The 14,817-nt window shown below is 63.2% G+C and carries 13 protein-coding genes and 1 pseudogene; 3 read left to right on the top strand and 11 right to left on the bottom strand.

The genetic code is table 11. The features are described 5' to 3' along the window. Positions 1-72 precede the first annotated feature (72 nt). The 11 genes and pseudogenes from tssH to tssA all read right to left on the bottom strand — a co-directional run bounded on the left by tssH (position 73) and on the right by tssA (position 10,945). Complete coding sequence (tssH, locus tag HU767_RS15915) at positions 73-2,763, bottom strand: type VI secretion system ATPase TssH (protein ID WP_186729959.1); 2,691 nt, start codon at positions 2,761-2,763, stop codon at positions 73-75. Next, the gene (gene tssG, locus HU767_RS15920) at positions 2,756-3,808 is read right to left on the bottom strand and encodes a type VI secretion system baseplate subunit TssG (RefSeq protein WP_186729960.1); all 1,053 of its coding nucleotides are present in this window, start codon (positions 3,806-3,808) and stop codon (positions 2,756-2,758) included. Before tssG ends, tssH begins: the two co-directional genes overlap by 8 nt. Beyond that, the gene (gene tssF, locus HU767_RS15925) at positions 3,772-5,631 is read right to left on the bottom strand and encodes a type VI secretion system baseplate subunit TssF (RefSeq protein WP_186710267.1); all 1,860 of its coding nucleotides are present in this window, start codon (positions 5,629-5,631) and stop codon (positions 3,772-3,774) included. Before tssF ends, tssG begins: the two co-directional genes overlap by 37 nt. Then, positions 5,628-6,140: a type VI secretion system baseplate subunit TssE gene (gene tssE / locus HU767_RS15930; RefSeq protein ID WP_039593609.1), complete on the bottom strand. Its 513-nt coding sequence runs from the start codon at positions 6,138-6,140 to the stop codon at positions 5,628-5,630. The genes tssF and tssE overlap by 4 nt, the downstream gene beginning before the upstream one ends. Then, on the bottom strand, positions 6,134-6,583 hold the full coding sequence (locus HU767_RS15935) for a hypothetical protein (RefSeq protein WP_186710265.1): 450 nt from the start codon (positions 6,581-6,583) through the stop codon (positions 6,134-6,136). The genes tssE and HU767_RS15935 overlap by 7 nt, the downstream gene beginning before the upstream one ends. Further along, the gene (locus tag HU767_RS15940; protein ID WP_186710264.1) at positions 6,580-7,035 is read right to left on the bottom strand and encodes a T6SS effector amidase Tae4 family protein; all 456 of its coding nucleotides are present in this window, start codon (positions 7,033-7,035) and stop codon (positions 6,580-6,582) included. Before HU767_RS15940 ends, HU767_RS15935 begins: the two co-directional genes overlap by 4 nt. An 81-nt stretch (positions 7,036-7,116) precedes the next feature. Next, positions 7,117-7,605: a type VI secretion system tube protein Hcp gene (locus HU767_RS15945; RefSeq protein ID WP_003177228.1), complete on the bottom strand. Its 489-nt coding sequence runs from the start codon at positions 7,603-7,605 to the stop codon at positions 7,117-7,119. Positions 7,606-7,688: 83 nt separating this feature from the next. Further along, a pseudogene (locus HU767_RS28850) lies at positions 7,689-7,802 on the bottom strand (metal ABC transporter ATP-binding protein); the annotation flags it as partial. A gap of 12 nt (positions 7,803-7,814) precedes the next feature. Then, complete coding sequence (gene tssC, locus HU767_RS15950; protein ID WP_186710263.1) at positions 7,815-9,311, bottom strand: type VI secretion system contractile sheath large subunit; 1,497 nt, start codon at positions 9,309-9,311, stop codon at positions 7,815-7,817. Positions 9,312-9,313: 2 nt separating this feature from the next. Continuing rightward, positions 9,314-9,820, bottom strand: coding sequence for a type VI secretion system contractile sheath small subunit (gene tssB / locus HU767_RS15955; protein WP_003177230.1), 507 nt, complete (start codon positions 9,818-9,820; stop codon positions 9,314-9,316). 81 nt (positions 9,821-9,901) lie between these two features. Then, a complete protein-coding gene (gene tssA, locus HU767_RS15960; protein ID WP_186729961.1) occupies positions 9,902-10,945 on the bottom strand; it encodes a type VI secretion system protein TssA in 1,044 nt (347 codons plus the stop codon). A gap of 416 nt (positions 10,946-11,361) precedes the next feature. Here tssA and tagH point away from each other — a divergent pair, with 416 nt between their 5' ends. The 3 genes from tagH (at position 11,362) to tssK (ending at position 14,814) form a co-directional block, all read left to right on the top strand. Continuing rightward, positions 11,362-12,888, top strand: coding sequence for a type VI secretion system-associated FHA domain protein TagH (tagH, locus tag HU767_RS15965; protein ID WP_186729962.1), 1,527 nt, complete (start codon positions 11,362-11,364; stop codon positions 12,886-12,888). Positions 12,889-12,957: 69 nt separating this feature from the next. Next, on the top strand, positions 12,958-13,464 hold the full coding sequence (gene tssJ / locus HU767_RS15970) for a type VI secretion system lipoprotein TssJ (protein ID WP_060740022.1): 507 nt from the start codon (positions 12,958-12,960) through the stop codon (positions 13,462-13,464). A gap of 15 nt (positions 13,465-13,479) precedes the next feature. Continuing rightward, positions 13,480-14,814: a type VI secretion system baseplate subunit TssK gene (gene tssK / locus HU767_RS15975; RefSeq protein ID WP_116833753.1), complete on the top strand. Its 1,335-nt coding sequence runs from the start codon at positions 13,480-13,482 to the stop codon at positions 14,812-14,814. The last annotated feature ends 3 nt before the right edge of the window (positions 14,815-14,817 follow it).

The raw sequence follows: 14,817 nt of genomic DNA on the forward strand, positions 1-14,817 counted from the left end.
ACATCAATGTCGCTGACAGATTGCATTCGCGAGCAAGCCCGCTCCCACAGGGGATAGAGGTGTTCCTAACAGTCAAGCCGCGTCGCTGAAATCGTACTTCAGTTCGTTGTCCACGGCGCTGATACGCACCCCGGCCAGGGCCTTGCCTTCGAGCATGCGGGTCAGGAACTCGCGGCTCATATCCGGCAGCAGGCTGTTGGTCAGGATGGTGTCGATCATGCGCCCGCCGCTTTCGGTTTCGGTGCAGCGCGAGACGATCAGATCGATCACCGCGTCGTCGTAGTCGAAGGCGACTTTGTGGGTGCTCTCTACGCGCTTCTTGATGCGGTTGAGTTGCAGGCGGGTGATGGCCTTGAGCATCTCATCGCTGAGCGGGTAGTACGGGATCGTCACCAGGCGGCCGAGCAAGGCCGGCGGGAAAATCTCCAGCAGTGGCTGGCGCAGGGCCTTGGCGATTTCTTCCGGCTCGGGCACGTTCTGTGGGTCCTTGCAGACCTGGGCGATCAGCTCGGTGCCGGCGTTGGTGGTCAGCAGGATCAAGGTGTTCTTGAAGTCGATAACGCGGCCTTCGCCGTCCTCCATCACACCTTTGTCGAACACCTGGAAGAAGATCTCATGCACGTCCGGGTGGGCTTTTTCCACCTCGTCCAGCAGCACCACGCTGTACGGTTTGCGCCGCACGGCTTCGGTCAGCACACCGCCTTCGCCGTAGCCGATGTAGCCCGGTGGCGCGCCCTTGAGGGTGGACACGGTGTGGGCTTCCTGGAACTCGCTCATGTTGATGGTGATGACGTTCTGCTCGCCGCCATACATGGCTTCGGCCAGGGCCAGGGCGGTTTCGGTCTTGCCCACGCCGGAGGTGCCGGCGAGCATGAACACGCCAATCGGCTTGCTCGGGTTGTCGAGGCCGGCGCGGGAGGTCTGGATGCGCTTGGCGATCATCTGCAAGGCATGGTCCTGGCCGATGATGCGTTTTTTCAGGTGCTGGTCGAGGTTGAGCACGGTTTCCAGTTCGTTGCGGGCCATGCGGCCCACCGGGATACCGGTCCAGTCGGCGACCACCGAGGCCACTGCCTGGTAATCCACGGTCGGCAGGATCAACGGGGTTTCGCCTTGCAGGGCGGTCAGGCGCTGTTGCAGGTCCACCAGTTTCTCGCGCAGTTGGTGGCTTTCGTTGTCAGAAGCTTCGCTGTTGTCTTCGCTGTCCACCACGCCGACGCGTTCGCGCAGGGTAGCGCGAGTTTCCAGCAGTTCGTCCACCAGGGTCTTCTCTTCGGCCCAGCGGCTTTCCAGCTCGGCCAGGCGCTCGCGCTCGGCGCTCAGCAGGCTTTCGCTGTGGGTCTGGCGGGTGCCGATGACCACGCCAATCGCGTGCTCACGGGCGATGATTTGCAGCTCGGTTTCCAGCGCTTCGATGCGCCGCCGGCTGTCGTCCACTTCGGCCGGCACGGCGTGCAGGCTGATGGCGACGCGGGCGCAGGCGGTGTCCAGCAGGCTCACGGATTTGTCCGGCAACTGGCGCGCGGGAATGTAGCGGTGGGACAGCTTGACCGAGGCTTCCAGGGCTTCGTCGAGGATCTGCACCTGGTGGTGTTTTTCCATGGTCGAGGCCACGCCGCGCATCATCAGCAAGGCCTTGTCTTCCGACGGCTCGGCCACTTGCACCACCTGGAAACGACGGGTCAGGGCCGGGTCTTTTTCGATGTGCTTCTTGTACTCGGCCCAGGTCGTGGCGGCTACGGTGCGCAAGGTGCCACGGGCCAGTGCCGGTTTGAGCAGGTTGGCCGCGTCGCCCGTGCCGGCGGCGCCACCGGCACCCACCAGGGTGTGGGCTTCGTCGATGAACAGAATGATCGGCTTGGGCGAGGCCTGGACGTCTTCGATGACTTGGCGCAGGCGCTGTTCGAATTCACCTTTCATGCTCGCGCCGGCCTGTAACAGGCCCACGTCGAGGCTGCGCAATTCCACGTCCTTGAGGGCCGGCGGCACGTCGCCGGCGACGATGCGCAGGGCGAAGCCTTCGACCACGGCGGTCTTGCCCACGCCGGCTTCGCCGGTGAGGATCGGGTTGTTCTGTCGGCGGCGCATGAGGATGTCCACCAGTTGGCGGATCTCTTCGTCACGGCCGACGATCGGGTCGAGCTTGCCGCTGCGGGCCTGCTCGGTGAGGTCGACGGTGAAGCGCTTGAGGGCTTCCTGCTTGCCCATGGCGGCCGGGGCCATGGCGCCGCTGGCTTCCCCCGGCACGGCGCCGGCATTGAAACCGTCGCTGGCGGTCAGGGCGTTTTCCGGCGAGTCGCCGACGTATTCGTCAAAGCGCTCGCTCAGGGCTTCGACCTTGACCTTGTCGAACTCCGACGACAGGCCCAGCAGCGCGTGGCGCAGGCTTGGCGTCTTGAGGATGCCCAGCACCAGGTAACCGGTGCGCACCTGGCTTTCGCCGAACATCAGGCTGCCATAGACCCAGCCGCGTTCCACGGCTTCTTCCACGTGGGACGAAAGGTCGGTGATCGACGTCGAACCCCGTGGCAAACGGTCCAATGCCTCGGTGAGGTCGCGGGCCAGGCGCGCCGGCTCGATGTTGAACTGGCGGATGATGCGGTGCAGGTCCGAGTCCTGCAGCTGCAGCAACTGGTGAAACCAGTGGGCCAGTTCCACGTAAGGGTTACCGCGCAACTTGCAGAACACGGTGGCGGCTTCGATGGCTTTGTAGGCCACGCTGTTGAGTTTGCCGAACAACGCGGCGCGACTGATTTCACCCATGCTCATGGCTCCTTGAGGTCTGTGAGGTGTTGGCCTGTTCGGCGTAATGCCGGGCCAGTATTAAATCGTTGGCATCTTTTTCAGGACGTCCCAGCCAGGTGTTGAAGCCCAGGCGGAAACGGCCATTGAGTTGTAGCGCGGGCACTTCGGGCTGTTCCAGGACCAGGTTCAGGTCCCAATCCAACTCGTGGCCCAGGTATTCGGCGACCCAGGCCACCAGCTCGTTGAACGGTTGGCTGCCGGGCAGCATGCCCATGTAGTCAACGAGCTTGAGTGGCCCCAGGCGAATGCGGAATTTGTGCTGGCGGTCCCACACGAAGCGGCCCAGGCAAAAGTCCACGCCCAGTTGGTGAGCGCTGACCCCGACGCGGCTGCGCTCCGGCAGTTCCAGCCATTGGCCGACGTACTCTTCGATTTCCACCAGCAGGCCGAAGTACTCGCTGAGGATCGCTTTCAAGCCGTCCGGGTAGCGGGTCTGCGCCGACAGGTGGCCGCTGTAGTGCAGCTTCGCCGTGTCGGGGATCAGCCCTTGGTTGAGCAGGCTCGGCATGCCCCGACCGCTGAGGGCCGCCAGCCGCGCCGACCAATAGTCATCGTTGGGGCGGTCATGGCTGACCGTCGGCCGCGCTTCGGCCCAGGCCCGGTAGAACAGGCTGAGCAGGCGATGGTGGAACACATCGAGAAAGCGCTTGCTGGTGCTGTCGCCATTGTTGCGCTGGCGCTCGCGCACGTATTCGGTGATGTGCAGCGGCATCGGGCCGTTGGGGCCGCCGAGGCCGAAGAAGAACTGCTCCAGGCGCGCCGGCGTACCGTCGCCGCCCGGTTGCACCGAGGCGAGGGTGGCCGGGGCGAAGGTGCAGTCGGCCTGTTGCCCGAGGCGCAACGGGTCATCGGCCAGGCGCAGGGAATGGCCCAGGCGCGGCAGCTCGGGGGATTCGCACTCGATGCGCCGCAACGCCTGGAAGAAGTCGTATTCCCAGGGTTCCTGGTGCATCGCCTCCAGGGTACTCACAGGGTCGGACGACGTCCGGGCTTGGCTTTCCATCGCATGATCTCGCCGCGTTCGGTGGTACGGATCACCGTCTCGGTAAAACTGTTGATCGACACGTAGCGTGCCAGGAAGCGCTCGAACACCGCACCGAGCAGGAACACCCCGGTGCCGCGAAACGCGTTTTCATCGAATTCCAGGGTGATCTCCAGGCCTCGACCGAACACGATCGGGCCGGGCATCGGCAAGCGCCGGGTGCAGGCCTTGCTGCTGACTTCCCGCAGACCTTCGATCTGCAATTGCAGGGCCGCGTCGTTGCTGTCGCCGTACAGGCGCAGCAATTCGCGCAGGGCCGCGGCGCCTTGGCCTTGCTCGCTCAACGACAAGTAGTTCAGCGACAACTGGCTGATCAGCCGCCAGGCCTTGGCGTCGTGGGCATGGCTGGCCCGTGGTCGACTGGGTCCGGCCACGCAGCGCACGGCGCCCACCGGGGCACTGTCGGCGAGGGTGAAGTCAGTCTTGCCGTTGCCCACGCTCATGAACAGCGGCAGGTCGCGGTTGGTGCACAGCGCGGTCACGCCGAGTTGGCGCAGGTCATGGCGGTAGGGCGCTTGCTGGCTGTCCACCAGGCTGACGAAGGTTTCGCTGCCGATGTAGGTCGAGCGCGGGCCGTTGCGTCGTTGGTCGCTGGACAACACGCGCGGTTCGCGCCGTACGGTGTAGTAGGCCTGGTCGCGGCCATAACGGGACGGATCGCGCACGGCGTAGAACGGCAGGAACGGTTGCTCCGGCCCGGTGCCGTGGCCAGTGAGGCCACTCAAGGAATGCACTTCGAAATCCATCGGCCGGGTGCGGTCGGCGATCACGTGGTGTTCGTTGACCCGTTCCGACAAGTGGATGCGATCCAGGCGCTTGGGAAACAGGTTGATGGCCGGGGTGCAGAACGGTAGGAACTGCGAAGCGCCGACGCTGCCTTCCAGGCTCGGATCGTGACGGTCGAACAACACGATCAGCTCCAGTTCCTGGCCGTCGCAGCGTTTGACCGCGCGGCTCAACTGGGTGAAGTCGACAAACAGGAAACGGTGGGGCAGGGCGAAGTATTCCTGCAGCAGGCGATAGCCCTGGAAGGCCCGCGACACCACCGGCAACGCGGCGTCGGCGTCGTCGAAACCGCGCGAGCGCAACGCATCCTGGGGCAGCCGCTCCACCCAGTCGCCGCCCGGCTTGCGGGCGAACACCGCGCAGGCATTGCCCAGCAGTTGTTCATAGAGGCGGAAAGGCTGCTCATCGGCGCCGCTCAAGTACAGCGGCAGGTTGTCCAGGGCCAGGCTGTTGAACGGCAGTTCGGCGCCGGTGCGCAGGGTCAGGCGCAGGCCGGCCTTGGCCTTCGGTTCACTGGCGGCCAGGCGCCCGAGCACGGCGGACGGATTGCCGAAATACTCGGCCTGGCTGACCTGCAACGGCCACAACGTCACCGCGTGGGCGGTGCGGTACTCACAGCAGGTCTGGGTTTCGCGACCCAGGGCGGCGCGCAGGACGGTGTCGCGAGGCAGCGGGAAACCACTGCTCAGCGAGCCTTCGTCCGGGTCGGCCTGCATTTGCACCACGGTCATCGACGGCGTCGGCGCCAGGTAATGCGGGTAGGCGATTTCCAGCAGGTTGTGGGTGAAGGTCGGGTACTCGGCGTCGAGCTTGAGCTGAACCCGGGCCGTCAGGTAGGCGAAGCCTTCGAGCAGGCGCTCGACATACGGGTCGGCGCAGTCCATGCCGGCCAAGGTCAGCCGACTGGCGATCTTGGGATATTCCTTGGCGAACTCCGCCGCGCTTTCGCGCACATGGTGCAGTTCCTGGTTGTACAGCTCCAGCAGGCGCGGGTTCATGGGCGTCTCCGCTGGTCGGCGTTGACCACGCGCACATGGCCGGTTTCCAGGTCCAGGTCGGTCTGCAGCATCAGCCGCAGCGGCACCGGCTGGGCCCAGAGGTCGCCTTCGATCTCGAAACTCAACGCGTTATGGTTCATCTCGGCCGTCGCCCGGGCCCGCACTCGCAGGGTGTGGCGCAGGATGCGCGGTTCGAAGGTGGCAATGGCCTGGTGGATCAAGGTTTCCAGGGCCGAGACATCGACGTTCGACGCGCTGTTGCCGGCCAGGGCCGGCAACCCGAAATTCACCACCGAAGTGCCTGCCGGGGTGTGCAGCGTGGCATCGGCGTCGAGCAATGACGTGGTGTTGAGCAGCCACGCCAGGTCACGCAGCACCGAGGCCTTCAATTGGGTCAGGGAGAGCACGCGCTTGTCGGCGCTTTCCTTGGGGTTGGTCGGATCGTCGTCGGTCAACCGGTCCAATAGGGAGGGTTGGAGGCGATCGCGAGTGGCGATTTCGGTTACCACGTGAAAAGGCCCGTGTAATCCTTCTGGTCACCTGTGCCAGTCATGCAGCTGGCAGTACGAGCGATTATCGAGGGTTCGAGTTGTCCATTGATCTGGCGTATGGCGCGATACTCGGAGCGACACTCCTGATTGTTATGGGGGCCAGCAGATACATGGACAACGATGACAATAGGCACCTCGCCGAAGGTCTCGACGTGGGGTTTGCCTTGTCGATCGACCCTGAACTGGCAGGGCCAGGCCAAGTCGAGTGGCATCAGGGTCTGGTCGGGTTTGCGCAGCGCGCAGCGCGCCTGGTCGTTCGCCAGCTTCAGCGTTTGCCCGTCCATCGAGACAACCTGCTCCACCGCTAGGGAGGGCGTTGCCGAGGGGGATTGCTCCTGGGCACAGGCGGTCAGGCTGGTCAACAGGCAGCCGACCCATATCGCGCAATGGGCCTTGATCATACGAGCTCCCAGAACCAGATCGCTCGGGCTCGATAGGCCGGGTCGTCATAACCTAGGGTCAGGCCACGGTTCCAGAGGTCGATATGATCGCCGGTGCGACCTTCCGCGGCTTCTCCCACTTGCTGGAAACAATCCTTGAAGAAAATCAGGCCAGTCTTGTCTTGCAGCTTGCGCCGGTCCGCGGCCGTTCCGCCAAGGATCAACGGGCGGCCCAGATGATGTTTCCACAACCAGTTTGCCAATGACTCGGCCCCACGAGCATGCCCATGGGCACATTTGGGTTCGGTGTAGGTGGACTTGTTGACCTTGATGGTCAGTTCAGTATTGAGCGTGATGCTCATGCGAATCGCGCATTGGTTTGCCCAATGGCCGTCGCAAGGTTTCGCGTCGGGATAGGTCACCAGCAAATCGGAATACGCTTTCCACAAATTGACAAACGAAGGCTTGGCCATGACTCAGATACCACGTGGGAAAGGATTGGATTCGAGCAAGCACCAAACACCCCCGGCGCGTGGCACCGGGGGCGTGTTCGATTACACCTTGATGTTCTGACGGATGTTCCAGCCGAACTTGACCGGACCGCCTTCCTTGGTGCCGTCGGCTTTCTGTGGCTGGTAGTCCACCAGCACCTTGGCGAAGTTCAGGGTGACGTTTTCGGTCAGGCGATCATCGCTGCCCGAGCCGCCAGTGCTCAGGGACGTGACCAGCACTTCTTCCAGGTTGATGATCATGTACTCGACCTGGCTTTCACCGCCGGCCTTGCGCACGGTCAGCTTGACCTTGTCGATGTGCTTGCCGCTGGCGCAGTGCATCATCAGGTTCGGCGACGCCTTGTCGACGTACTTGGTCAGGGACAGGTCCTGGACGTTGACCTTGCCCGCACCACCGCCGCTGCCCACGTGCATGTTGCCGGACTGGGACATGCCCCAGCTCCAGTTCAGGACATCGATCTCGTCCTTGTGGGCCTTGTCCATGGACTCGCCCTTGATGTCGCCAATCTTGATGAAAATATCAACAGCCATGTTTTCTCCCTGTGTGGTCTTTACCACATTGTTTGGTTGACGCTGACCTTGCGAAATTACTTTGAATGTCAGTCAAGACACCGAACCTGTGGGAGCGGGCTTGCTCGCGAATGCGGTGGATCATCCAACATCGCAGCCGACTGACCGGACGCCTTCGCGAGCAAGCCCGCTCCCACACAGGAGCGAGCCCTTTCCAACTAAACCTCTGTTTACGCGCCCTTGGCCGAAGGCAGTTTCGATACCAGTCGCAGCGACACGGTCAGCCCTTCGAGCTGGTAGTGCGGGCGCAGGTAGAACTTGGAGTTGTAGTACCCCGGGTTGCCTTCAACTTCTTCGACGATCACTTCAGCGGCAGCCAATGGATGCTGGGCCTTGGTGGTCTCGGTGGAGTGCGCCGGGTCACCGTCGACGTAGTTGAGGATCCAGTCCTGCAACCAGCGCTGCATCTCGTCCTTCTCTTTGAAGGAACCGATCTTGTCGCGCACGATGCACTTGAGGTAATGGGCGAAACGGCAGGTGGCGAACAGGTACGGCAGGCGCGCGGCCAGGTTGGCGTTGGCGGTGGCGTCCGGGTCGTCGTATTCGGCCGGTTTCTGCAGCGACTGGGCGCCGATGAAGGCCGCGAAGTCGGTGTTTTTCTTGTGCAGCAGCGGCATGAAACCGTTCTTCGCCAGTTCCGCTTCACGGCGGTCCGAGATGGCGATTTCGGTCGGGCACTTCATGTCCACGCCACCGTCGTCGGTCGGGAAGGTGTGGGCTGGCAGGTTTTCCACTTCGCCGCCGGACTCCACGCCACGGATGCGCGAGCACCAGCCGAAGTGTTTGAACGAACGGTTGATGTTCACCGCCATCGCGTAGGCAGCGTTGGCCCAGGTGTACTTGGAGCTGTCGGCGCCGTCGGTGTTTTCTTCAAAGGCGAAGGCTTCCACCGGGTCGGTCTTGGCGCCGTACGGCAGGCGCGCCAGGAAGCGCGGCATGGTCAGGCCGATGTAGCGCGAGTCTTCCGATTCACGCAGCGAGCGCCAGCCGGCGTATTCCGGAGTGGTGAAGATCTTGGTCAGGTCGCGCGGATTCGACAGTTCCTGCCACGAGCCCATGCCCATCACGGTCGGCGAAGCCGCAGCGATGAATGGGGAGTGCATGGCCGCGCAGACTTTCGACAGTTCGCCCAGCAGTTCCACGTCCGGTGGCGACTGGTCGAAGTAGTAGTCGCCCACCAGGCAGCCGTAAGGTTCGCCGCCGAACTGGCCGTACTCTTCTTCGTACATCTTCTTGAAGAGCGGGCTCTGGTCCCACGCGGTGCCCTTGAATTTCTTCAGGGTCTTGTGCAGGTCTGGCTTGGAGATGTTGAGCACGCGGATCTTGAGCTGCTCATCGGTCTCGGTGTTGTTGACCAGGTAGTGCAGGCCACGCCAGGCGCTTTCCAGTTGCTGGAAGTCCGGGTGATGGATGACCTGGTTGACCTGGGCGGTGAGCTTGGCGTCGATGGCGGCGATGATCGATTCGATCGACTTGATGGCGTCGTTGGACACCAGGTCGGTCTGCGCCAGGGCCTGCTCGGCCAGGGTGCGCACGGCCGTTTCAACGGCTTCGCGGGCACGCTCGGTCTTGGGCTTGAATTCTTGCAGCAGCAGGGACGCAAACTCGCTGGTTTCTTGGGTGGCGCCCAGGTTCTGCACGCCTTCGCGGGCGGTATTGTCAGTCATGATCATTGGTCCTGTGCTGGCTTCGGCGCGCTCGCCAGGGCCTGCAACAGCGCTGGGTCCTTGATCGCCTTCATGATGATTTCTTCGGCACCGGTCTTGCCGTCCATGTAGGTCAGCAGGTTGGCCAATTGGGTGCGCGCTTCGAGCAGCTTGTTCAGCGAGTCGACCTTGCGGGCGACGGCCGCCGGGCTGAAGTCGTCCATGCTTTCGAACGTCAGGTCCAGGCTCAGGTTGCCTTCGCCGGTCAGTTCGTTAGGCACATGGAACGCCACGCGCGGCTGCATGGCCTTGAGGCGCGAGTCGAAGTTGTCGACGTCGATCTCGAGGAACTTGCGGTCGGCCACCGGTGCCAGAGGCTCGGCGGGCTTGCCGGCGAGGTCGGCCATGACGCCCATGACGAAGGGCAACTGGACCTTTTTCTCGGCGCCGTAGAGCTCGACGTCGTACTCGATCTGCACTCGAGGCGCGCGGTTGCGCGCGATGAATTTCTGAGAACTTTGCTTCGCCACGTTGCTGCTCCTGGTCGCTTGAGCGACGGTGTTGGCGTCATCGGGGGTGCCGGTGACGTGACTGCGTGATCCGCTCGCTTTTTATTCGCTGTCTGGGCCGCGCAGGTTTTCAAATTGACTCATGCCGTCGGGAATCAGGTTGCGCACGATGGCCGCGAAGTCGGCGTGCACCAGATTCTTGGCCCGGTTCAACAGCACCGGCAGCGGGCTGGAGGGCTCATGACGGGTGTAGTAAGCGAGAATCCGGTCCAGGCTGCGCAGCACGTCGTCGCGGTTGTTGATGTCGCCGCTAACGGTGCTGGTGCTGTTATTGGTGTTGCGCGGTGCACTTGTGACACCTGCATGTTCGGTGGGCGCTGCGCTGTCGTCGCTGACGGGCTCGGCTTGGGCGCTGTCGCCGCTCTGCGGGGCGAACTGACCGAGAATCTGCAGGGCCATTTTCAACGGTTGCTTCAACGGGCCCAGGTCCACGCCTTGGGCGGAACCGACCTGGTCGCTGACCTGCTGCTCGATGGCTTCGGCGGCGCTGCGCGCTTCCAGCAGGGCGGCACGGGTGATCTCCAACTGCTCGGGATCGCTGTCGAGCAGGGCCCCTGCGAGCTGTTCGGCGCCGAGGTTTTCATCCGGGAAACTTTGCAGGCCGCTGGCATTGGCGGCGGCGCGCAGGCTGACGGCACCGAAGGTGCGCGAACGGGTCAGGATGCTCTCGCGCAGCAGGCGGATGGTGACATCGGACGTCAGGCCGGCGAGGGCATTGATGCGCACGGTGGGGTCGTTGTCGTCATCGGCGTCCAGGCGCGGATGCAGTTCGGCCCAGTATTGCTTGAGCAGCTCGCTGATCAGCGTCAGCACACGGGCCATGCCCGGCAGGCCTTCGAGGGCCAGGGAGCTTTGCATCAGGTAATGGGTGATGCGCAGGTCTTTGCTGCGCGCAAGCAAGTCCAGGCTCTGCTGCTGGATGCTGCGCCATTCAGGGGGTTCGGCAGGCAGGATCGAATCGCCCATGCTGCGCTCGGGTTGGCCCCGGGAATCGCGCTCCAGGCGCAGGAAATCCGCGTCATATTCCAGGTCTTCACCGCACGGCGAAGTCGCGGAAACGGCGGCGAGCAGCAAAGGCACATCCACTTGGATCGATCTCCCTATCACCCGCTTGAAGAAGTCGGGCAGTTCACACGCAAGTTTCGGATGAAACTCCACATGTTCCTTGACGGTAATGGCCCTTTAGATCTGCGATGATTTTAAAGTGCCATCATGTATATTCAAGAAGTTGTGCATTTTTGGTGTAGTACTTATCGCTTGTCAAGGTAAGCTATTTCGCCTGTGTATGCCCTATGTAACAGTTGTGATGCGCTTAACAGCCTGCCCGACCCACCGGTCGAAGCGGCAACTGACGTGGGGTTTTTGTCACGCAAGCCGGTTATGATCAGCAATCATGCTGGCAAAAAGCCGTTCCCACGGTTGTTGGCAAGGTTGCCGGCGGGTCGTCAGGGCCTCAAACCCTCACTCCCGCCCGCGCGCGAAGTATTCAGCAAGGAGGCAAGATGCCGCTGTGTTTGACTATCACTAGTTATCACAAAATTACCCCAGGCCAGTGTTCTGAAAAGTCCATGGACCAGGGGGTGATGGCAATTGGCCGCAATTCCGATAATGACTGGGTATTACCAGACCCTGAGCGTCTGGTGTCCGGTAAACATTGCGTTATCCAATACAAAGACGGGCGTTATTACTTGACCGATAACAGCACCAATGGTGTGGAATTGGTCAAGGCCGGCGTGCGCCTGCGCAAGGGCAACAGCGAACCCCTGCAAGACGGCGAAGTGATCCGCATCGGTGATTATGAAATCCAGGCTCGCGTGGATTTCAGCCTGCCGGTCACCGACAGCAACCCGTTCGCCGAGTCCCCCAGCAGCTTCGAGGCCTTGATGGGGCAACAGAGCGCGCCGGTATATTCGCCGTCGCCGATCCCCGGACCATCGCCGGTCCAGGTACCTGCGCATTTCCAGGGTGTGTCGGCCATGGACACCCTGCCGGACCTGTTCGATTTCTTGGCGCCGAGCAGCGTCCCGCCGGCCACCCAGCCTGACCATGTCCCGGCCGAGCAACACAATTTCCGCCCACCGACACCGATTGCCCAGCCGAGCCCGCCGCCGGTGATCGAGCCGGTGATAGCGCCGTCCGCCTCGGTGATACCCGACGACTGGGACCCGTTCAGCGACAAGCCTGCGCCGGTGGCGGTTGCGCCGCTGCCCGTGGCCCCGCCGCCGGTGCCGTTACCGCCGGTGGTCGAGCCAGTCGCGACGCCTGTTGCGCAGCCGCCGCTCGCCGACATCTTTGCTGACATCATTGCACCGCCGCCGGCCCCCGTGCCTGAAGCGTCGGTCACCCGCGTCGAGCCCCCGGTCGCACCGCCCGTTTCGCCTGTTGCGCCGGTTACCCCGGTGGCTCCAGTGACTCCGACTGCTCCGGCCGAGTCTGCCCAGCCCGACTTGCTGCAAGCCTTCCTGCGCGGTGCCGGGCTGGACCAGTTGCGCCTGGACAAGGCCAACGCCGAAGCGCAGATGGAAAATATCGGGCGCAGTTATCGCTTGATGGTCGAAGGCCTGATCGATGTCCTGCGCGCCCGCAGCAGCCTCAAGGGTGAGTTCCGCATCCAGCAGACGATGATCCAGCCGGTGGAAAACAACCCGCTGAAGTTCGCCCCCAATGTCGATGAAGCCCTGCTGTTGCTGTTGCGCCACGGCAACCAGGCGTTCATGGCCCCGGACGCGGCGGTGCGGGACAGTTTCGATGACTTGCGCGCCCACCAGTTGGCGGTGATGGCCGGTGTGGAGGCGGCCATCAAGCATTTGCTGGGGCGCTTCGAGCCGTCGCAACTGGAAGAGCGCATGGCCAAGCCCGGCGGACTGTCGGGTATTTTCAGCGGCTCGCGACAGGCCCAGTACTGGCAGCAGTTCACCGAGCTCTACAGCAACATTTCCCGGGAAGCCCAGGAGGATTTCCAGGACCTGTTCGGTCGCGAGTTCAGTCGCGCCTACGAAGAACACAGCACACGACAGCGACGCCGTTAAGCGCCGCCGCCTTATAACAAGACTGATCAAGACAACAACGGATAGCTCAAACGTCATTGAGGACGCAGGATGATTCCCAGGTTTTTACTCGCAGTTGCCACCGCGCTTCTGCTGACGGCGTGCGCCAAGGATGCGGCCAACCCCCAGCCCGAAGAAGCTGAGGCCGACACCGCCGCCATCGAGCTGCATTTCCATGCCATTGCCGGTCTCAACCCCGGCGCCACCGGCCAGCCGGCCCCGGTCCGGGTGCGCATTTTCGAACTGAAAAATGCCGCGACCTTCGGCCGCTCCGATTATTTCGCCCTGGCCGAACGGGCCCAGGCCACGCTGGGCGCCGACCTGATCGACCAGGACGAGGTGCTGATCCAGCCCGGCCAGCAATTGAGCCTGCAACGCGACCTCGACCCGGCCACGCGGCACATCGGAATACTGGTGGGCTATCGCGAGCTGGACCAGTCGCTGTGGCGCACGGTGATGAATGTCCCGGCGCGCGAATACACCGAATACCAGATCAGCCTCGATGTGCGCGCCGTGCGCAGCGCCGTCGTCGTTCCCCCATCCAGCCCTGCCCAATAAGCAATCGGAGCCCCCATGTCCTGGAACAATCGCGTGGTCTGGTCGGAAGGCATGTTCATTGGAACGCAGCACTTCCAACAGCATGACCGTTACCTGGAAAACCTCATCGACGCCCGCAGCCGCCCGTTGTCGGCCGGCGCCTGGGGTTTTTCCGAATTGCTGATCGACCAGGGCCTGCTGGCCCAGGGCAAGCTGGCGATCATTTCGGCGCGCGGCCTGTTGCCGGACGGTACGCCGTTCAATATTCCCCAGGATGACCTGGCGCCAACCCCGCTGAACGTCGATGACAACCTGCGCGATGGCCTGGTGTACCTGGCGTTGCCACTCAAGCGTGCCGGTGCCCGCGACACCGTGGATGAAGGCGAAGACCTCGGCGCTGCGCGGTATGTGAGCCAGGTCTGCGAAGTGCGCGACGACAACGCACCGTTCGAAAACCGCGCGCCGGTGGCCCTCGGCTCCCGGGCGCTGCGGTTGTTGACCGAACAGGATGGCATCGGCGACTACGCCGCCATCGGCGTGGTGCGCATCAAGGAAAAACGCGCCGACCGTGCGCTGGTGCTCGACGACGCCTACATTCCGCCGCTGCTGGATGTCATCGCCTCCAAACCGTTGGCGGCGTTTCGCAGCGAATTGCTGGGCCTGCTGCATCAACGCGGCGAAGCGTTGGCCGGGCGGGTGGTGGCGTCCGGTGCCGGTGGCGCCTCGGAAATTGCCGACTTCATGCTGTTGCAACTGGTCAACCGCGCCCAGCCGCTGATCCAGCACCTGAGCCAGTTGAGCCCGCTGCACCCCGAGCGCTTCTATAGCGAATTGGTGAGCCTGGCCGGGGAGTTCTCCACGTTCACCGCCTCCGGGCGACGACCGCAACAGTACCCGCCTTACCAGCACGATGACTTGGCGCTCAGCTACGCGCCAGTGATGCAGGCCCTGCGCGAAGCCCTGTCGATGCTGATCGACAGCAAGGCGACGCCGATTCCGATTGTCGAAAAAGCCTACGGCATCCACGTGGCGATGCTGGCCGACAAGACCCTGCTCGACAGCGCCAGTTTCATCCTGGTGGTGCGCGCCGACGTGCCGGCCGAAACCCTGCGCAGCCGCTTCGGCCAGCAGAGCAAGGTCGGTTCGGTGGAGCACATCCGTGACCTGGTCAATCTGCAATTGCCGGGCATCGGCCTGTTGCCGTTGCCGGTGGCGCCACGGCAGTTGCCGTACCACGCCGGTTCCACCTACTACGAACTCGACCGGGGCAGCGATCACTGGCAGCAGTTGAGCAACTCCGGCGGCTTTGCGTTCCACATCGCCGGCCAGTTCCCAGGGCTGAACCTGGCGTTCTGGGCGATCCGAGGATAATTC

This window comes from Pseudomonas sp. SWRI179, from assembly GCF_014268705.1.
Taxonomy (GTDB): Bacteria; Pseudomonadota; Gammaproteobacteria; order Pseudomonadales; family Pseudomonadaceae; genus Aquipseudomonas; species Aquipseudomonas zanjanensis.